14 protein-coding genes are annotated in these 19,754 nt (G+C 58.7%); all 14 read left to right on the top strand.

Annotated elements, in window-relative coordinates:
* The first annotated feature begins 15 nt into the window (after nt 1–15).
* The 14 genes from UR289_RS06535 to UR289_RS06470 all read left to right on the top strand — a co-directional run bounded on the left by UR289_RS06535 (nt 16) and on the right by UR289_RS06470 (nt 19,729).
* Nucleotides 16–1,014 (top strand): hypothetical protein, encoded by a 999-nt coding sequence (locus UR289_RS06535; RefSeq protein ID WP_033145791.1) that lies wholly within the window; start codon nt 16–18, stop codon nt 1,012–1,014.
* Nucleotides 1,015–1,023: 9 nt separating this feature from the next.
* Entirely contained in the window at nt 1,024–1,836 is an 813-nt protein-coding gene (locus tag UR289_RS06530) for a type VI secretion system accessory protein TagJ (RefSeq protein WP_213729619.1), read from the top strand.
* Nucleotides 1,829–2,392: a type VI secretion system baseplate subunit TssE gene (gene tssE / locus UR289_RS06525; RefSeq protein ID WP_033145789.1), complete on the top strand. Its 564-nt coding sequence runs from the start codon at nt 1,829–1,831 to the stop codon at nt 2,390–2,392. The genes UR289_RS06530 and tssE overlap by 8 nt, the downstream gene beginning before the upstream one ends.
* A 2-nt stretch (nt 2,393–2,394) precedes the next feature.
* The gene (tssF, locus tag UR289_RS06520) at nt 2,395–4,266 is read left to right on the top strand and encodes a type VI secretion system baseplate subunit TssF (protein WP_033145788.1); all 1,872 of its coding nucleotides are present in this window, start codon (nt 2,395–2,397) and stop codon (nt 4,264–4,266) included.
* Nucleotides 4,263–5,306, top strand: coding sequence for a type VI secretion system baseplate subunit TssG (gene tssG, locus UR289_RS06515; RefSeq protein WP_181593309.1), 1,044 nt, complete (start codon nt 4,263–4,265; stop codon nt 5,304–5,306). Before tssF ends, tssG begins: the two co-directional genes overlap by 4 nt.
* 38 nt (nt 5,307–5,344) lie before the next feature.
* Nucleotides 5,345–7,960, top strand: a complete 2,616-nt coding sequence (gene tssH / locus UR289_RS06510; protein ID WP_320709490.1) for a type VI secretion system ATPase TssH — start codon at nt 5,345–5,347, stop codon at nt 7,958–7,960.
* Nucleotides 7,961–7,984: 24 nt separating this feature from the next.
* Nucleotides 7,985–9,403, top strand: coding sequence for a serine/threonine-protein kinase (locus UR289_RS06505; protein ID WP_320709488.1), 1,419 nt, complete (start codon nt 7,985–7,987; stop codon nt 9,401–9,403).
* Between the two features lie 65 nt (nt 9,404–9,468).
* Nucleotides 9,469–12,009: a type VI secretion system Vgr family protein gene (locus tag UR289_RS06500; RefSeq protein ID WP_320709487.1), complete on the top strand. Its 2,541-nt coding sequence runs from the start codon at nt 9,469–9,471 to the stop codon at nt 12,007–12,009.
* A gap of 58 nt (nt 12,010–12,067) precedes the next feature.
* Nucleotides 12,068–12,502 (top strand): hypothetical protein, encoded by a 435-nt coding sequence (locus tag UR289_RS06495; protein ID WP_232937791.1) that lies wholly within the window; start codon nt 12,068–12,070, stop codon nt 12,500–12,502.
* Nucleotides 12,503–12,578: 76 nt separating this feature from the next.
* Complete coding sequence (locus UR289_RS06490; RefSeq protein ID WP_224435102.1) at nt 12,579–13,133, top strand: hypothetical protein; 555 nt, start codon at nt 12,579–12,581, stop codon at nt 13,131–13,133.
* A gap of 3 nt (nt 13,134–13,136) precedes the next feature.
* Nucleotides 13,137–14,213 carry a hypothetical protein gene (locus tag UR289_RS06485; RefSeq protein WP_214538478.1) on the top strand — a complete coding sequence of 359 codons (1,077 nt, stop codon included), beginning with the start codon at nt 13,137–13,139 and terminating at the stop codon, nt 14,211–14,213.
* 75 nt (nt 14,214–14,288) lie between these two features.
* Nucleotides 14,289–14,729: a DcrB-related protein gene (locus UR289_RS06480; protein WP_033145782.1), complete on the top strand. Its 441-nt coding sequence runs from the start codon at nt 14,289–14,291 to the stop codon at nt 14,727–14,729.
* Between the two features lie 3 nt (nt 14,730–14,732).
* Complete coding sequence (locus UR289_RS06475) at nt 14,733–19,157, top strand: RHS repeat-associated core domain-containing protein (RefSeq protein ID WP_320709485.1); 4,425 nt, start codon at nt 14,733–14,735, stop codon at nt 19,155–19,157.
* A gap of 8 nt (nt 19,158–19,165) precedes the next feature.
* Complete coding sequence (locus UR289_RS06470; RefSeq protein ID WP_064672672.1) at nt 19,166–19,729, top strand: hypothetical protein; 564 nt, start codon at nt 19,166–19,168, stop codon at nt 19,727–19,729.
* Nucleotides 19,730–19,754: the final 25 nt, after the last annotated feature.

Here is a 19,754-nt window from a genome sequence, read left to right as displayed (position 1 = left end):
CACACAAGGAACGATATGAAACTTTGGCTATCGGGTTTGGCACTTCTGGCGGTCACCTCCACCGCGCAGGCTGAGAATTTCCGCATCGTGCAGTCGCCTGCGCAGAAGCTGGATATCTGGATCGACAACATTAAAGACAACACGCCGCAGAGCTGGTGTAAGCCTGAGGTGGCGCTGCGCATTGTGGCGAACGGCAAGAAGGACGTCTCCGTGCTGGAGAACTTTGTGCCGCGTCTTGGCTCCCTGCTGGAACACCAGTGCAGCAAAGTGAATAAGCTTAGCTGGACGCTCAACGATCCGGCGGGTACCACGCTGGCGCAGGGTACGGCAGGCAAAGCGCAGGACTGGGCGCTGGTGGTGAAACAGGACCAGGCCGCGCCTGCTGCGACCGTGACCGCAACCCCAACCAGCGGCGCGCTGCTGCCGCCGGACCAGAACGTGGCTTCCCGCACCGTCGCGGCTGACCGTACGCCGTGGCAGGAATTCACCCTGCAGGACGGCTGCCACCTTCGCACCTTCTGGGAAGGGGGCGCTTCCGCTCCGGCGCTCTTTATTCCGGATTCTGACACCACCCGCTGCGGTAACGGCAGCTGGCTGAGTGGACACACCGTGGTTTCACAGTCCCGCAACGGCGGACAGAAAGAGATGGCGGTGACGTATATCCACGGCTTCCCGGTGACGGGTCTGAATCAAAGCGCCGATCCTGAAAACGCGCTGATCACCTCCGTCAACAAAGAGCGCATGGTGTTCAGCACGCCAAACAGCGACCAGAGCTGGATGATCCTGCCTTACGATAGCGCCCTGAACAGCTGGAAAAGCAACGGCACCGTAGCGGTGGAGATTTCCCGTGAAATCGCCAGCGACGATGCAAAACTGCAGGCGCGTATTGCGGCGGTGAAAAAAACCTGGAGCGCCTGGGTCGCACCCGGCACGCCGTTGAATATCGTCCTGATTGACACCCTGCGTCCTCAGCTGCGCGATCCGGCCGTCGGCGCATGGCGCGCGGCGAATTAAGGAGTGGCTATGAATACGCTCTATCAACACCTGGCGGGCGAGTCGCTCAGCGACGCGCTGGCGCGCCTTGAAGCTGAAATCAAAGCCCGTCCGGCGGATGCCGATCTCCGCGCCGCGTTCGTGCAGTTTTTAACCCTCAGCGGCAACTGGACGCGCGCGCTGACCCAGCTGAAAAGCTGGCTGGCGCTGAAGCCTCAGGCGAAACCCACCGTCACGCTGCTGGAGCAATCCATTCAGGGCGAGCTGCAGCGCGCGCAGGTGATGGCGGGACAGGCGCGTCCGGCTATGCCTGAAACCCAGTGGCCGTGGCTGACGACCCTGGCCGCGGCGCTGAGCGAGGAGGGCGAGCGCGCCCGGGCGCTGCGTCTTGACGGCCTCGATCGGGCTGAAGCCATCCCCGGCCAGATTATCCTCGAAAACGAGGAGACGCAGGCGTTTGACTGGCTGATGGACGGCGATGCCCGTCTCGGCCCGGTCTGCGAAACCATCGTGAACGGCCGTTATTTCTGGCTGCCGTTCAGCGCCATCGCGGAGATCCGTTTCCAGGCGCCCGCCAGCGTGACCGATCTGGTCTGGCGTCACGCGCTGGTGCGCCTGACCGACGGTACGGAGCAGGTGTGTCAGATCCCGGCGCGTTACCCGTTTGCTGCCGATGCCACTGATGCGGTCAGGCTGGGCCGCACCACCGAATGGCAGCCGCTCGACGAAGACGGCACTCTTTACGAAGGCAGGGGCCAGAAGGCCTGGCTGAGCGAGCAAAGCGAATACCCGCTGCTGTGCTTAAGCCTCGTGACGTTTGCGACGGATGGAGCCGATGAGTAATCCCGCTGGCGAAGGCGATCTGCTGCGCAGCGGCTGGCAAGCCCGCAGCAAGCAGGAGAAGGTGGGGGCGCGCGACAAAATGCAGCCCTCGCTGCTGGATCGTCTCACCGATAATGAGCCGGAAAAAAAGCGCGAGTCGGCCAACAGCAATCTGATCACCCACGCCGCCCTGCGCCGCAACGTCCTGCGCGATCTGCAGTGGCTGTTTAACACCATCAACCACGATGCCTCCGGCGATTTGAGCGCCTTGCCGCACGTGAAGCGCTCGGTGGTCAACTTCGGCGTCGCGCCGCTGGCCGGGAAAAGAATGTCGGATATCGAATGGCACGACATTCAGCGCAAGCTCACCGAGGCCATCATCAATTTTGAGCCGCGCATTTTACCGCAGGGGCTGCAGGTCCGCTGCGTGTCGGATACCTCCTCGCTGGATCTGCACAACGTGCTCTCCATCGAGATCAAAGGGCGTTTATGGTGTGTGCCGTACCCGCTGGAGTTTCTGTTTCGTACCGATGTCGATCTGGAAAACGGCCATTTTGAACTGAAAGATGCGGGGTAATCATGGAAAGTAAACTGCTCGAATACTACAACCGCGAGCTGGCCTACCTGCGCGAAATGGGGGCCGAGTTTGCCGAACGCTATCCTAAGGTCGCCGGACGGCTGGGCATGCGCGGCATCGAAGTGGCGGACCCGTATACCGAACGTCTGATGGAGGGCTTCGCCTTCCTGACCTCCCGCGTGCAGATGAAAATGGACGCTGAGTTTCCGCGCTTCTCCCAGCGTCTGCTGGAGATGATTGCCCCTAACTATCTCGCGCCCACGCCGTCGATGGCGATTGCGGAGATTGAGCCCGACAGCAGCCGGGGCGACCTGAGCAAGGGCTTTATCGTGCCGCGCGGTACCATGATGGACAGCCTGGCGCTGAAAAAAACCGGCGTGACCTGCAGCTATACCACGGCGCACGAGGTCAACCTGCTGCCGCTGAAAATCGACAAGGTCGAGCTGGGCGGCGTGCCCGCCGATCTGCCGCTGGCGCAGCTGGGGCTGAGCCAGCGGGGGATCGGCAGCGCCTTAAGGATCCGCATCGCCTGCGACGGCCCGCAAAACCTCGGGCACCTGGATTTCGACCGTCTGGAATTTTTCCTCGGCGGTCCGGACATTGAAGCGCTGAAGCTGCTGGAGCTGGTGATGGAGCATCACGCCGGGATCGTCTGCCAGACGGTCAGCCCGCAGCCGCAGCGACAGCTGCTGGCGTCGGACGCGCTGCGCCAGGAAGGCTTTGAGCCTGACCAGGCCCTGCTTCCGGACGATCTGCGCAACTTTGACGGCTATCGCCTGCTGCAGGAGTATTTCGCCTTTCCGGCCCGCTTCCGCTTCATTAGCCTGAGCGGTCTGGGCACGCTTATCGAACGCTGTGAAGGCGAAAAAGCCTTCGACATCTTCATTCTGCTGGATAAGTCGGATGAACAGCTGGAGCGCGTGGTCGATGCCAGCCATCTGGCGCTGCACTGTACCCCGGTCATCAACCTGTTTCCCAAGGTCGCGGCGCGTCAGAAGCTGAATGAAGGCCAGCATGAATACCATCTGGTGGTCGATAATATCCGTCCGCTGGATTATGAAATTTACGCGGTCAAAAAAATCTATGGCAGCGCGGACGGCCAGCGCGATGACCAGACGTTTCGTCCATTCTGGAGCACCTGGAGCGGCGATGCGGGCAACTACGGGGCCTATTTTTCCCTGCGCCGCGAACAGCGCGTGCTGTCCGAGCACGCCCTGCGCTACGGCACGCGCACCGGCTATATCGGCTCGGAGGTGTTTGTTTCGCTGGTGGATGAACAGCACGCCCCGTGGCAGGACAACCTGCGCTATATCTCTGCCGAGGTGCTCTGCACCAGCCGCGATCTGCCGCTGATGCTGCAGCAGGAGCTCGGGCAGTTCATTATGGCCGACTCCATGCCGGTGAAATCCCTCACCCTGCGCAAAGGCCCGACGCCGCCGCGTCCGGCGCTGGCAGAAGGGTTCAGCACCTGGCGGCTCATCAGCCAGCTGCAGATGAACTACCTCAGCCTGATGGACAGCGAAAACGAAGACGGCGCGGCCGCGCTGCGCCAGCTGTTAGGGCTGTACGCCAACCTGGCAGAAACGCCCGTTGCGCGTCAGGTGGAAGGGGTACGCCACTGCGTGCTGGAGCCGGTTCACCGCCGCGTGCCTGAACCCGGCCCGGTCGTTTTCGCCCGCGGGATCGGCATCACCCTGACGGTCGATGAGCGTGCCTTTTCCGGCGCCAGTCCGTGGCTTTTTGGCAGCGTGATGGAACGTCTCTTTGCCCGCCTGGTGTCCATCAACAGCTTTACGGAGTTCACCCTGAAAAGTCAGCAGCGCGGCGAGATTGGCTACTGGGCGCCGCGCATGGGTAAAAGGGCGCTGATATGAGTGACGCTGCCACTGCACCGCTGCGCGTGCATCGCCTGACCCGGCTGCCGGACGCGTTCTGGCAAGGGGTTCGCGAGACGCCCTGGCGCTACGACCTGTTTCAGCTGTTAAGGCGCATTGATGCCCAGGGCGGCGAACGCTACCCGCTGGGACGCGCGCCGCTGCCGAAATTTGAGCCGCTGCGCATCGGCCAGCAGCCGTCGATGAGTTTTGCGCCGTCGACGCTGGCTCAGGTCCGCCAGCGGGAGGAAAGCGGGCTGCACGAGGTGTCTATCCTCAGTTTCGGCCTGTTTGGCCCGAACGGCCCGCTGCCGGTCCATATGACCGAATACGCCCGCGAGCGAATTTATCATCATCAGGACACCAGCCTCAGCGCGTTTGCCGACCTGTTCCATCATCGCCTGGCGCTGCTGTTTTACCGCGCCTGGGCGGATGCGCAACCCACCGTCTCCCTCGATCGCGCTGATAACAGGCGCTTTGAGGGCTATCTGGCGTCGCTGATTGGCATGGGCCAGCCGGGACAGATGAACAAAGGCAGCCTGAGCTCTCATGCCCGCTTTACCCACGCCGGACACCTGACCCGGCACGGGCGGGATCCGGAGGGGCTGGAGAAGATCCTGCGCAACTATTTTAAAGCGCCGGTTAAGCTGGTGAGCAACGTGCCGCAGTGGATGCCGCTTTCCACGCGCGAGCAGGCGCAGCTGGGAGCAGGGCGCCGCATGCCGCGCATGGGGGAATCCGCCTTTCTCGGCGTTGCCGTCCGCGACGTGCAGCATAAGTTTCGCATCGAAATTGGCCCGCTGAGCGCGGAGGAGTACAACCGTTTTCTGCCGGGTGAAGCCTGGGTCACCGAGCTGCGCGACTGGGTGCGTCAGTACGCCGGGGTGGAGTTTGAATGGGAAACGCGGGTGATCCTGCGTGAAGACGCGGTGCAGGGCACCACGCTCGGCAGCAATGGGCGATTAGGCTATAACACCTGGCTGGGCCTTCAGCCGCAGCCTGTCCCGCGTGGCGATCTGGTGTATCGCGCAGAGCGGTAATCCTTCCGTATACCGAATCATTGTTAATGGAAACTAACATGTCAGAAATTAGCCGTGCCGTGCTTTTCGGCAAACTGGATACGCTGTTATTTACCTCTCTGGAAAGCGCCACTGCGTTCTGCAAGCTGCGCGGCAACCCGTACGTTGAGCTGGTGCACTGGCTGCATCAGCTGATGCAGCAGCAGGATGGCGATCTGCAGCAGGTCATCCGCCACTTTGCCCTCGATGAACAGCAGCTGACCCGCGATATCGTGGCCGCGCTGGATGTCCTTCCGCGTGGCGCCAGTTCCGTTTCCGATCTCTCCGAGCATATCGACAGCGCCGTGGAGCGCGCCTGGGTGTTTGGATCGCTGAAGTTTGGCGTCAGCCGTATTCGCGGCGGTCATTTGCTGATCGGCATGCTGAAAACCTGGAATCTGGCCAACGTGCTGAAAAGCATCTCGTCGCAGTTCACCCGCCTGAACGTCGAGGTGCTGATTGAGCAGTTCGACGCGATTTGCGCCAATAGCAAAGAAACGCAGCAGGCCGCTGCCGCCGCAGACGCACCGGCGGGTACGGTACCGGCGGCGCAGGGGACGCTGGCCCAGTACGGCCAGGACCTGACTGCCCGCGCCCGCGAAGGGAAGATTGACCCGGTTGTCGGGCGCGACGAGGAGATCCGCCAGATGGTGGATATCCTGATGCGTCGCCGCCAGAACAACCCGCTGCTGACCGGGGAAGCCGGGGTCGGGAAAACGGCGGTGGTGGAAGGGCTGGCGCTGCGTATTGCCGACGGCGACGTTCCGGAGCCGCTGCAAAATATTCAGCTGTGGCTGCTGGATATCGGCATGCTGCAGGCTGGCGCAGGCATGAAAGGCGAGTTTGAAGCCCGTCTGCAGGCGCTCATTAACGAAGTCCAGTCCAGCGCCACGCCAATCATTCTGTTTATCGATGAGATCCACACCCTGATTGGCGCAGGCGGCCAGCAGGGGACCGGCGATGCGGCGAACCTGCTGAAGCCCGCGCTGGCGCGAGGTCAGCTGCGCACCATCGGCGCCACCACCTGGGCGGAATACAAAAAATACATCGAGAAAGACCCGGCGCTGACCCGTCGTTTCCAGACGGTGCAGGTCCACGAGCCGGACGAAGCGAAAGCCATTCTGATGCTGCGCAGCACCGTGTCGCCGCTGGAGACGCACCACCAGGTGCTGCTGCTCGACGAAGCGGTCAGCGCGGCGGTGAAGCTGTCGCATCGTTACATCCCGGCGCGTCAGCTGCCGGATAAAGCCGTTGCGCTGCTCGACACCGCCTGCGCCCGCGTTGCGGTCAGCCAGAGCGCGCCGCCTGCGCAGCTGGAAGACTGCCTGCGCCACCTTGCCGCGCTGGACGTGGAGATTGAGATCGCTGAGCGCGAAGCGCGCGTGGGAGCCGGCGACGCCGAGCGCGTGACCGCTTTACTCGCCGAACGCGACGCGTATGAGACAAAACGCGAAGCCCTGGCCCAGCGCTGGGAAGAAGAGCGCAGCCTGGTGCAGGAGATTATCCGCCTGCGCGCGGCGCTGTTCGCGGCGGGCGATGACGATAGCGCCGAGCTGCGCGGCCAGCTGGCGGAACAGCAGCAGGCGCTGAACGCCCTGCAGGGCGATGAGCCGCTGCTGTTTGCGGCGGTGGATGAAAACGTGGTTGCCGCGGTGGTCTCTGACTGGACCGGGATCCCGCTGGGCCGGATGGTGAAAAACGAGATCGACGCGGTACTCAACCTCGCCGACACGCTGAACCAGCGCGTTATCGGCCAGCGTCACGGTCTGGATCTCATTGCCCGCCGCGTGAAAACCTCGCGGGCGAAGCTCGACGATCCGAACAAACCGGTGGGCGTCTTTATGCTGTGCGGCCCGTCCGGGGTCGGTAAAACCGAAACCGCGCTGGCGCTCGCGGAATCCCTCTACGGCGGCGAGCAGAACGTTATCACCATCAACATGAGTGAGTTCCAGGAAGCGCACACCGTTTCCACCTTAAAAGGTGCGCCTCCGGGGTACGTAGGGTATGGTGAAGGCGGCGTGTTGACCGAGGCCGTGCGCCGCCGCCCGTACAGCGTGGTGCTGCTGGACGAAATTGAAAAAGCGCACCCGGACGTCCACGAGATCTTCTTCCAGGTCTTTGATAAAGGCTGGATGGAAGACGGCGAGGGGCGCCACATCGATTTCCGGAACACCATCATTATTCTGACCTCCAACGTCGGCACCGACCTGATTAGCGCCATGTGCGCCGATCCGGAGCTGATGCCGGAGCCTGACGCGTTAAGCGGCGCCCTGCGCCAGCCGCTGCTGGAGGTCTTCCCACCGGCGCTGCTGGGCCGCCTGCTGGTGGTGCCGTACTACCCGCTCAGCGACGAGATGCTGGGGCAGATTGTTCGCCTGCAGCTCAAGCGCATTCAGCGTCGTCTGGAAGAGAATCACAGCATTATTTCTGAATTTGACGACAGCGTAGTGGAACAGATTGTTCAGCGCTGTACCGAGGTGGAGTCCGGCGGTCGCATGGTGGATGCTATTCTGACCAACACCTTGCTGCCTCAGATGAGCCAGATCTTACTTACCGCCAGCCGCAGCGACGAGCAGTACCGACGTCTGCACGTCACCTGCGAGCAGGGCGAGTTTCACTGTCAGTTTGCCGCGTAATAATCATCAAGAGAACTGTAAAAGATGACGGATAATGATAACAATCGGACTGTCCCAAACGCGCTCCCGGTCGGGTACCGCTTCAACGAGTTTGAAATCAAAGAGGTGATCGGCGGCGGCGGTTTTGGCATCGTCTATCGCGCGTGGGATCACCAGCTCGAACGCACTATCGCTATCAAAGAATTTATGCCTTCCTCGCTCGCCGTGCGCGGCGACGACATGACCCTTGTGCTGCGCAGCGAGCGTTTTGGCAAAGCGTTTTCCGCAGGCCTGAACAGCTTTATTCAGGAGGCGCGTCTGCTGGCGCGCTTTAACCACCCGAACCTGCTGCACGTCCTGCGTTTCTGGGTGCAAAACGACACGGCCTACATGGGGACGCTGTTTTACAGCGGGACCACGCTTTCGCGCCTGCGCGAGGAAAAGCCGGAGCTGATCAACGAGGCCTGGATCCGCCGCACGCTGCCGATGCTGTTCGGTGCGATCAAGACCATCCACAACGAAGGCTATCTGCACCGCGACATCTCGCTGGATAACATTCAGATCCAGGATAACGGCCTGCCGGTGCTGCTTGATTTCGGCTCCGCGCGCCGCACCATCGGTAACCTTTCCGACGAAACGGAAACCATGCTGCGCCCGGGCTTTGCGCCGATCGAGCAGTACACCGACGACAACGAAAGCGAGCAGGGCCCGTGGACGGATATTTACGCCCTCGGCGCGGTGCTGCGTACCCTGATTGTGGGGTCTCCGCCGCCGGTCAGCGTGGTGCGCTCGATTCAGGATACCTGCAAACCGCTGGTGGAAATCATGCCGCAGGGCTATTCCATTCCGCTGCTGCAGGCCATCGACCGCGCGCTGGCGCTGCACATGGAGGACCGTCCGCAGTCAATCGACGAGTTCGCCGCGCTGATAGAGATGCCGGTCGCAGGGATCAACGACGTGCTGACGGCGAAAAAGCCCGGCACGATGCTGGTTCCGGTCGAAGACGAAAAACCGGCTTCGCTGCTCGACTGGCGCCGCTACAAGATCCCTGGCATGGTTGCCGCAGGCGTGCTGGTGGGTATTGTCGCCGGGGCGATGCTGTTCAGCGGCGGTAACGATGCTCCCGAGCAGGCTGCACAGGCACCCGCAGAGACGCGTCCGACTGAAACCGCCGCAAACGCGCCGGACATGAAGCCGGAAACGGCGAAGGTTAACGAGCAGGCGACGGCCCAGCAGACTCCGCCGCCTGTGGAGAGCCCTGTTGCGCTGGTCTATATCCGCATCCTCGACGGCGAAACGCTGAAAGTGAACGGCGAGCCAAAAGCGCTGCGTCCGGCGACCAACGGCTATGCATCGCTCAAGCTGCCGGCCGGTGAGGTGAAGATTGAACTCCAGGGCAACGGAAGAACGCGTGGCCAGACGCTGGATATCACCAAGCCGGGCACCTGGCTGGTGAACCCTTAGAATTACGCTCAGTCACAGATGCGAACCTCTTTTCTGAATCGCATAAGCTAGATGGAATAAAGATTATGCTCAACCGAATTACCGTTCAGCTCCCGGTGGAGGGGCTTCTGTTCTGGAAACTGACGGGCCGCGAGGCGATGTCCGAGTCGTTCGCGCTGACGCTGACCGTGCTCGGCACGGACGCGCGCATCGATCGCAGCAAGCTGCTGGGCCAGGCGGTCACGGTGACCATCCCGACGCAGAACCTGCTGACGTCACGCTATGTTAACGGCAAGATTACCCGCGTGGCGGTCAGCGCCGTCGAGCTGACGGGCACCCGCTATGCGGTGTACCAGCTGACGGTTGAGCCGGACCTGTGGCCGATGAAGCGCGACCGTAACCTGCGTATCTTCCAGGGGCAGACGGTGCCGCAGATTGTCAAAACCCTGCTTGGCGAGCATCAGGTCAACGTTGAGGATAAGCTCACCGGCAGCTACCGGGTGTGGGATTACTGCGTGCAGTATCAGGAGTCGAGCCTGGACTTCATCAGCCGCCTGATGGAGCTGGAGGGGATTGCCTATCACTTCAGCCACGAGGCGGACAAACACACCCTGGTGCTCACCGACGCCGCCACGCAGCATCAGCCGTTCAGCGGTTATGAGGTCATTCCTTACCACCAGACGCCGTCAGGCGGCAGTACGGACGAAGAGGGCATCAGCCAGTGGGCGCTGGAGGACAGCGTGACGCCGGGGATTTACAGCCTCGACGACTATGACTTCCGCAAGCCGAACGCGTGGCTGTTCCAGGCCCAGCAGAACCCGGCGTCGCCGAAGCCGGGCAGCATCGACGTGTACGACTGGCCGGGTCGCTTTGTGGACAAAGGCCACGGGGAGTTCTATGCCCGCATCCGTCAGGAACGCTGGCAGGTGGAGCATCAGCAGATTCAGGCCACCGCCACGGCGGCGGGGATTGCGCCCGGGCACACCTTCACCTTAACCAACGCGCCGTTCTTCAGCGACAACGGCGAGTATCTGGTGACGGCGGCGGGTTATCACTTCGAAGAGAACCGCTACGCCAGCGGCGAGGGTGAAACCATTCACCGCACCGATTTTACGGTCATCCCGTCGGCGGTGGTCTACCGTCCGGCGCAGACCACGGCGTGGCCGCGCACCTACGGCCCGCAGACCGCGAAAGTAGTGGGGCCGAAGGGCGAGAGTATCTGGACGGACAAATACGGCCGCGTGAAGGTGAAGTTCCACTGGGACCGCCTGGCGAAGGGCGATGACACCAGCTCCTGCTGGGTGCGCGTGTCGAGCGCGTGGGCGGGCCAGGGCTACGGCGGGGTGCAAATTCCGCGCGTCGGCGATGAGGTGGTGGTGGACTTTATCAACGGCGATCCGGACCGTCCGATTATTACCGGTCGCGTGTACAACGACGCGAGCATGCCGCCGTGGGCGCTGCCTGCCGCCGCGACGCAGATGGGCTTTATGAGCCGCACGAAAGACGGTTCCGTCGACAATGCCAACGCCCTGCGGTTTGAGGATAAAGCGGGCGCAGAGCAGGTGTGGATCCAGGCCGAGCGCAACATGGACACCAGCGTTAAAAACGATGAAACGCACAGCGTCGGCGGGGCGCGCAGCCATTACGTGAAGAAAAATGAACTGCATCGCGTGGAAGCGAACCAGACTCAGGCCGTGAAAGGTGGAACCGAGATCCTGACGGGGAAAGGCAAGCTGGATGCGGCGGTGGAGCAGTATGTGATTGCTTCCGGGACGAAGCTGCGGCTGGTCTCAGGTGAAAGCGCCATTGAGCTGAATGCCAACGGCAAGATTAACCTGATCGGCAAAGAGTTTAACTTCTTCGTGGAAGGGGATGGGTATATCACCACGGGCGGTAAGCTGCATCTGAATACCTCTGGCACCAAGCCGGGCACAACGGCACCGGGATCGGGGCATAAAGGGGATATTGATGCGGCGGTGCAGGCGAAATTTACGCCGGGAAAGGAGAATAAGGCAGGTGCGGCTGCAAGCGCGCCTGCCGAAACCTCTAAAACTGCAACACCCCCATCATCAGGTGTGCCTTCAAGCGGATATGGCAAGGATGTAGATAGTCTTGTCGATAAATCACCGACCATGAAAAATGACATAGCTACGTTAAAGAAACGAGGCTGGACATTTGAAGAAGGTGAAGCAGGTAAGGGGACGTTTGCCAATCGTCAAAAGCGAGTTATTACCGTTGATAAAAACGAGCTCGGTAATCCGAATGCGGTTGTTCAGTCTCTGTCACATGAAAGTGGTCACGCTTTATATGAACCCAACATTGATTTTTCTTCGCGCGACGCCTATCTCAACAGCACACTCAGTGATGAAGGCGCTGCAACGTTAAACAATATCCGGGTCCAACGCGAAATCATAGCCAACAAGGGTGGGGATATCGGTATTGCGGGCAATCCGGTAAATCAGACACAATATAATCGTATCTATGATTCTCTCGAACGTGGGGCTATAAAGGAAAGTGAAGCGCGTACGCAGATAGGCCGTATCTTTGGCAAAGGCGAACAAACGTCCACCACGGGGCAATATTACGAAGATTATTATGGCGGTTGGTATGATAAAAATTATCCATAGTCTAAAAACGTGTGCGGTGCTTGCGGCTTTATTAACGACGGGAATGGCAGGAGGTAACATGCAGAAACAGGATCTTTGGCAGTTCATTGCAAAAATGAGCGCATCACTCAAAACGTTGTCCGTTAACAGTCTGGATAACGCTCCGTTGTCATTCAGGCTAACGAAACAGAATGAATATATCAATTTCTACAATGCCGACGATATCAAACTGGCGGATGGAACGAACATTACTGCAATTGATTTACGTTTAAGTAAAGAAAGTGACGGTATGGCACCGTTACTGAATTTTTCACCGTCCGGCCAGTGCATCACTCTCGATACCGTTAAAAAGCATTATCCGCAACTGACGTTAACTGATTATCCACGAGGCCGCTCTGAGAACGAAGTGACCAGTTATACAGCGCCAAAAGATATGAATGGACAAAAGGTGAGCTTCAGTTTCACCGTGAAAAATCCTGACTGTCTGGGTTCAGTCGTCATAAGCGCCGAATAAGAAACGCTGCTTCCAAGTCCTGGCGGTGTTTCCAGTGGTGAGAAGCGCAATAAATATTCATTGAATGACAACTAATGTGAAAAAACACACTCCGACATTTCTTTGTTCTGCCCTGATGTTTACCTGTCTGAGCAGCAATGCGGTTTTGGCAGAAGCTATGCCGCCCGTTCTGACAAAACAGGATCTTTCCGTCAAGGTCAAAGGCCAGCCTGTCGCATTAGGCGACAGATGGACTCCTGATATTGCCCGTAAAATTGACGTGCCGCTTGAAGGCCATTTTGTCGGTGAGGTTCCTTTTGACGGAACCCAATATAAGTTCTTCCAGCATCAAAAGGCTGGTTTAGAAATATTCACTTCCAATCTCTGGTGGGATAAAGCAGAAAGAAGCGTTGATGATTATATCGTCTCCCAGATTACGCTGACTGCCTCAGATATTTTAACGCCGCGTGGAGTTCATGTGGGTTCAACAATCAGAGCACTGAACAATGCATACGGCGATGGCCAGGTTGAAAATGATTCCGGGGAGCAGTGGATTTCCTATGAATTGGGTAAGAAATTGCTCTCTTTTGAGGTTAAAGACAGTAAGGTTGTGAAAATAACCATGAATTACGAAAATGGTTCTTCAGAGTGATTTATGACCAAAAAATATCTGGCAGCCGTATTGTTCACGGCTTTATTGGCTGGCGTTGTTGAAACGTCATCGGCGCTTGAATTATCGCAATACAATAAGCTCGAAACGGTTAGCCGCATCGTTAACGACAGCGAAGTGACAGACAATCTCAGGACGTTGCTGGGAAATCATTACCAGATCTTTATTGATAACTTTGATGTCTTCGGTGAACCGCATACCACCGCAGGTGGCGGATTGTTTGTTGAAGGCTGGCTAAAAGATCTCTATCTGGAGAACGCGTCAGCGCTGGTTATCGATCCTGACGGCAAAATCTTTGCGGCCTGGGTGGTTCCGGAGTCGGACGTTATTCATTACCAGTCTTCAGATAATAGCCCGGTTATTAATGCCGATATTCAGCAGTGGGCTGCCAGATTTGATGCGATGCATTTTGCAACGAACAGCCAGTCAGAACTTGCGTTTGACGGGGAGTGGTCTGGCGAATTCGGGCACGACTCGACGTTAACCCTGCGGTTAGCTGAATCAGGCAACCGTATCACCGGGTCTTATTGCTATATATCCCAGAAAGGAAACCGCATAGATTGCCCGGAAGATGATGAGCGTAATCTTAGCGGTACCATCGCTGGCAATCGTGCCAATATTAAATTCAACTCATCGTTTGGCGGCCCAGGCGGACGTGCTGTTCTGGAAATAAAGGGGGATGAAATGGAATGGCGTTTAGCTACTCCTCCTCAAAATGGACATTATTATGCTCCGCAGCGTTATACGTTACATAAAGCCGCTTCGGTTCATAACGCTGAAACCAGAAAACTGGATACCGAAAAGTTCGCTATTTCTCTGATTAACAGGTGCGGCCATTTTGATAGCGAATGTGACCAGATGGTTTACCTTGGCGTGCGCAAAAGTGATAACAGTACGATCTCCTTAAAGGGAAAAACGTTGCACGACTCCGCAGGTAAAATAATCGGCTCAACGTACAAGAATGGCGATATCGCTTACACCGTGACGTATGCACCTGCGAAATTGGCTGTCAGCAAAGGCAGCCAGGTTTTAGTCGAACAGTCAGGTCAATGGCGTAAATAATAAAACAGCCAGCCAGAGGGCCAGCATGGATTGGCCTTTTTGTTTTTCACAATATTAATCATCCCGAGTTCACTTATGAAATACACCCTCCAGGAAGGTTCGTTTTCCCTTTTTCCTGCTGCCTGGCAGGATAACAGCATGAACATTATTCGCGATGACGAAAGCGGGCTGTCCGTGGTGGTCAGCCGCGGCGTTATCCCCGATGGCAGCGACTATGAACAAGAGTTCCATCGCCAGTGGGATGTGCTGCGTCCGCAGATGGGCGAAATTGCCCAGAGCGAATTCCGGAAGGTAAAAGCCGGGCCTGACGGAAAAATTAACGGGCTGGAAGTTGAAACCACCTTTGACCGTAACGGGCAGCGCCTGTGGCAAAAACAGCTGGCCGTGCAGACGCCGGGCAAACCGGTATTGATGATTTTTACCCTCTCGGCACTCAGGGCATTCACCGAAGAGGACGAGGTGCGCTGGAGCGCGCTTAAGCAGAGTCTGACGCTAAACGACAACCGGAATGTGTAAGGCATGAGCGATAACAACGCGGCCCGTAAGGGCGACGAGATTATTCACTCCAGCATTTTTGCTGACATCACCAGCATTGTGGCGGAGGGTGCCGCCTATGCGGTGATCGGCGCGGCGGTAGGCGCAGCTGCAACCGTAGCGGCGCCATTGCTGGGCGCAGGGGCGGCCGCAGCGGGCGTGGCGGCAATTGGATCCAGCTGTCTGTTAAGCGGAATTATCGGTGGCGTGCTGGCGAACGTCGCGGGGATCACCGACGATATCAGCAACGCCGCTGAGGGGTTAGGTAATGCGCTTTTCCCGCCGTCGCCTGCGGGTAAAATCACTACCGGTTCCAGTAACGTTCTCACCAACGCAATCCCCGCCGCGCGCGCGGCAGGCACGCTGACGCCCGCCGATACACCGTCCCCCGAGCCGCAGTCGCCGGGCAGCTTTGCCGATTACGCGGGCATGCTGCTATCCGCCGCCGGTCAGTTTGGCAGCGAAATGTGGCAGCCGAGCGTGGCCTCTGCCGCCGCGGGAACCTCGCCGCTGGAAGAGGACAAGGTGGCGTGCGAAAAGCACTCCGGGCCGCAGTATCTGGCGGAAGGCTCTAAAAGCGTCTTCATCAACGGGCAGCCCGCGGTGCGTGCCAAAGATCGCACCACCTGCGAAGGCACCGTTTCCGACGACGTCTCCCCGAACGTGATCATCGGCGGCGACACGCTCATGGTCCGCGATATCAAAAGCGGTAAAACGCCGGGTCTGGCGCTGGGGATGATTGCGCTCTCCCTGCTGCGCGGGCGTCCGGGCAAGATCCTGAAAAACATGCCCTGCGCGCTGGCGGCGGCCGGCGGCGGGATGCTGGCCGATATGGCGGTGAATGCCGTGTTTGGCTCCTCGCACCCGGTTCACGCCGCCACTGGCGTGAAGGTGCTGAATGACGACGACGAGCTCGATTTCTCGCTGCCAGGGCGCTTTCCGCTTCGCTGGCAGCGCAGCTATAACAGCCTGACCACCCGGGAAGGGCTGTTCGGTCTGGGCTGGGCAACCACCTTTGACAGTTATCTGGCGCTGGAAGACAACAACGCCACCTGGTTCGACGAAACCGGGCGCGAGCTGAGCTTCGAGCTGCCGCCTGTCGACCGCGCGTTTTACAGCATCAGCGAAGGCATCATTATCCGCCGCAATGAGAGCGGCGACGTGGCGATTGCCGACGATGACGGCGCGGTGTGGCGTCTGTATAAACCGACCCGGGCGAATCCATCTATCCTGCGTCTGGCCTCCCTCAGCGACGAATACGGCAACGTGCTGCTGACGGAGTGGGACGAGCACGGCAGGCTGGTCGGCCTTCACGACGAGCCGCGGGCGATAGACGTCACCCTGCGCTATGACGATGAACGTTTCCCGCAGCGCGTTACCGCTGCCAGCCATTTTGACGGCAGCCAGGCCTGGCCGCTGATGCAGTGGGGCTACGACGCGCGCGGCCAGCTGGCGAGCGCGACGGATGCCTCCGGCGTGGTGACGCGTGAATACCGCTATAACGAGCACGGGCTGATGGTCTGGCACCGGATGCCGGGCGGTCTGGAGAGCGAATACCGCTGGAAAAAATTCGATCACTGGCGCGTGGTGGAAAACCGCACCAGCACCGGCGACGGCTGCCGCTTTAGCTACGATTTAGCCGCCGGGTTGACGACCGTTGAGCACTACGACGGCCAGACGCGCCGCCACTACTGGAACGCGCAGAATCTGATTGTCCGCTACGTTGACGAGCGCGGTGAAAACTGGCGCTACGAGTGGAACGAGAACGAGCTTCTGACGCGACGCATCGATCCGCTCGGCAATGCCGTTACCTTCGTCTACGACGAAATGGGCAACCGGGTTCAGGAGATCGACGCCGACGGCAATACCCGCACCACCGCCTGGCTGGAACACCGCGCGCTTCCTGCGGCCATTATTGAAGCCGACGGCAGCGCCACCCGGTTCTGGTACGACGAACATCACGGGCTTAAGCGCGTGGTGGACCCGATGGGGCAGACCACGCAGCTGCGCCGGGACAAGTTCGGCCAGGTCGTTGAAGAGGTCGATGCCGCAGGAAACAGCCGCTACCAGGAGTACAACGAGGCCGGGCAGATCGTTCGTTCGACGGACTGTTCCGGGCGTATTACCCTCTACCGCTACCATCCGCTGGGCTGGCTGGTGGCCGAGACTGGCGCCGACGGGGAAGAGACGCGATATCGCTACGACGCCGCAGGGCGTCCGGTGCAGCTCGATCGCCCGGAAGGCTGGACGGAATCGCTCAAATGGAACGAACGCGGCCTGCCGGTGAAGCATGCGGGCGCCGACGGTAAAGAGAGTGAGTTCAGATACGATGAGGCAGGGCGATTAACCGCGACGCGTAATACCCAGGGGGAAGAGGTCCGTCGCCGCTGGGACAGCCGCGGGCGTCTGATTGCCCTGGAAAACGAAAACGGCGAAGCGTATCAGTTCCGCTGGGGCGCGGACTCGCTGCTGCTGGAAGAGGTGGGGCTCGATGGCGTAGCCTCGCAGTATCGCTATGACGCCTGCGGACGCACGATAGCACGCACGTTTGCCGCCGGTCATCCTGAGGCCATCACCCATGCCTTCGCCTGGAGCGCGAGCGGCCAGCTGGTCGCCCGTACCACGCCGGAGGGGCAGACACGCTACCACTACACTCCCTCCGGGCTGTTAAGCCGGATAGGGCTTCATCCTGCGCTTTCAGCCGACGCGTGGACCACCGCGGCAGAGCAGGAGCTGGCCTTTGAGTATGACGCGCTTGGTCGCGTGACGCGCGAGGCGGGCGAGCACGGCGAGCTGGCGTGGGAGTATGACGCGCTGGGCAACCGCACCTCTATCACGCTTCCCGATGGCCGCGAGCTCAAGCAGTTTTACTACGGCAGCGGGCATCTGCTCAGCATTGCTCTCGATAAGCTGTCGGTCTCCGACTTTACCCGCGACGAACTCCACCGGGAGACCAGCCGCACTCAGGGGCTGCTGACCACCCGCAGCGAATACGATCGTCTTGGGCGACTGCATCGCCGGGACGTCTTTACCGGCAATGCGCAGCGCCCGTCGCCGCGCCGCTGGTCCCGCCGCTGGGATTACGACTACCGCAATAACCTGGTGCGGGAAGAGCGGGACGATAACCCGTTCAGCTGGTACCGCTGGCAGTACGACAGCGCCGGGCGCCTGCTCGTTCAGGACGGCACGCTGCCCGGACAGGAGCAGTGGCGCTGGGACGCTGCCGGTAACCCGCTGGAAGGGGCTGCTGAGAACGTCACGTACAACCGCCTGACGCAGCTGAGCGGCATTCGCTGGCGTTATGACATCCACGGCCGCACCGTGGAAAAAGATAACGGCCAGACCCGCTGGCACTACCGCTACGACGGTGAGCATCGTCTGACGGAAGTCATCAGCCAGCCGCGGGACCGCAACAAGCCGCAGACGCAGGTCAGCTTCCGCTACGATCCGCTCGGGCGACGCATCAGCAAAACGCGACGCCAGATACTGGGCGGAAAGCCAACCGGCAAGCCGGTCACAACCCGGTTTGTCTGGGAAGGGTTCCGCCTGCTGCAGGAGGTGCACGGGGATGTGCCGCTCACCTACGTCTACAGCGATCAGGACAGCTACGATCCGCTGGCGCGTATTGATGGCGTTAATGCTCCGGAGATCTTCTGGTTCCACTGCCAGCCCAACGGCACGCCGGAGCGGATGACGGATATCGAAGGGCAGGTGCGCTGGGAAGGAGTGAACAGCGCCTGGGGCAAGCTGCTGCGGGAAAGCGAGACGCAGGTATCAGGATATTCTCAGAACCTGCGCATGCAGGGGCAATACCTGGACCGTGAGACAGGGCTGCACTACAATCTCTTCCGGTATTACGACCCTGACTGCGGGCGGTTTACGCAGCAGGACCCGATAGGACTGGCGGGGGGGATAAACCTTTACCAGTATGCGCCGAATGCGCTGGGGTGGGTGGATCCGTGGGGGTTGACTCCTGAAGATCTGATTCGCTACCGCCCACACGATTCTCTTTCTGCTCAAAACGGAGCTAGAAGCTCTGCTATCTCTAGGGCATGGGTGCAAGAAAAAGCCTTATTGCAGGATGGCGGGGCTGGCACCAGGAATTGGACTGCGCAAGAGAGAGATTTAATATTGAAGACTCCGAACAAAAGTCTTACCTCCGTGATGTCACGGGCAGGCTATACTGGGCATCATATCAACTCGGTAGAAGGTAATGGTACACTTGGTTCTAAATGGCAAGGTGATCCGAGGAATATTGTTTTCTTGAAAAATCATAACCATCCCGACAAGTTCAATGAGCATGTCCATGGTGATCAAGGACATAGAGGGAATACTAAAAACTCGACGCGCGGGCGCTTAATCGATAGAGAAAGAACACTAAAATCCAGACAACGATGTAAGCAATTATAGGGGGAAAGATGAACATACAAAATGCAGTCCAAGACTTTGTTAGCAAATTCAAAATGAATGATTTAAATATGGGAGAGATAGACTATACAGACGATGAAAATGAAACTTCTTTTCCAGTGAATTTAAATGGCGAAATTCGTTTTTTTTATAGCCATTTGATTTTAAATGACCACCCAACATTTGATGGTACTTTCTTTATACAGATTGTTGAGTCCCAAGAGCTTAATGAAATGTTATCAGGCTGGCGAGTTCAAAATGACACGACCTGGCGCGATGAATATATAATCTTTGCTGAAAGAAATGGAGATGTTCTTTTTTGTGATACCCAAAATATTACATCTCCTGTTTATGGTAGTATTCAAAAAAGAAATTTCATTATCTCCAATTCGTTAGCCGACTTTTTGGATGCTTTTTGTTCTGCCATTGAGATAGAACAAAGTAAATATGATGGTGATGCTACAGATGATGATTTTAATTTCAGAGAGGACTTTCTGGAAGATATCGATTTAATGCTAAAAAGCAAGCTTAAGGATGTTGAGGCAGAAGCTTTTAAATATTTCTTTTTTGGTTAGTTTCTTTTAGAGACCTCCCTGCTTC

The organism is Enterobacter sp. 302C9 (assembly GCF_034106085.1).
GTDB classification, from domain to species: Bacteria; Pseudomonadota; Gammaproteobacteria; order Enterobacterales; family Enterobacteriaceae; genus Enterobacter; species Enterobacter asburiae_B.
Note: the sequence above shows the minus strand (reverse complement) of the source record. Positions and strands in the feature narration are given on the sequence as shown.

Coding starts and splice junctions, on each gene's coding strand:
- UR289_RS06535 (WP_033145791.1), top strand. CDS start 16: ATGAAACTTTGGCTATCGGGTTTGGCACTTCTGGCGGTCACCTCCACC.
- UR289_RS06530 (WP_213729619.1), top strand. CDS start 1,024: ATGAATACGCTCTATCAACACCTGGCGGGCGAGTCGCTCAGCGACGCG.
- tssE (WP_033145789.1), top strand. CDS start 1,829: ATGAGTAATCCCGCTGGCGAAGGCGATCTGCTGCGCAGCGGCTGGCAA.
- tssF (WP_033145788.1), top strand. CDS start 2,395: ATGGAAAGTAAACTGCTCGAATACTACAACCGCGAGCTGGCCTACCTG.
- tssG (WP_181593309.1), top strand. CDS start 4,263: ATGAGTGACGCTGCCACTGCACCGCTGCGCGTGCATCGCCTGACCCGG.
- tssH (WP_320709490.1), top strand. CDS start 5,345: ATGTCAGAAATTAGCCGTGCCGTGCTTTTCGGCAAACTGGATACGCTG.
- UR289_RS06505 (WP_320709488.1), top strand. CDS start 7,985: ATGACGGATAATGATAACAATCGGACTGTCCCAAACGCGCTCCCGGTC.
- UR289_RS06500 (WP_320709487.1), top strand. CDS start 9,469: ATGCTCAACCGAATTACCGTTCAGCTCCCGGTGGAGGGGCTTCTGTTC.
- UR289_RS06495 (WP_232937791.1), top strand. CDS start 12,068: ATGCAGAAACAGGATCTTTGGCAGTTCATTGCAAAAATGAGCGCATCA.
- UR289_RS06485 (WP_214538478.1), top strand. CDS start 13,137: ATGACCAAAAAATATCTGGCAGCCGTATTGTTCACGGCTTTATTGGCT.
- UR289_RS06480 (WP_033145782.1), top strand. CDS start 14,289: ATGAAATACACCCTCCAGGAAGGTTCGTTTTCCCTTTTTCCTGCTGCC.
- UR289_RS06475 (WP_320709485.1), top strand. CDS start 14,733: ATGAGCGATAACAACGCGGCCCGTAAGGGCGACGAGATTATTCACTCC.
- UR289_RS06470 (WP_064672672.1), top strand. CDS start 19,166: ATGAACATACAAAATGCAGTCCAAGACTTTGTTAGCAAATTCAAAATG.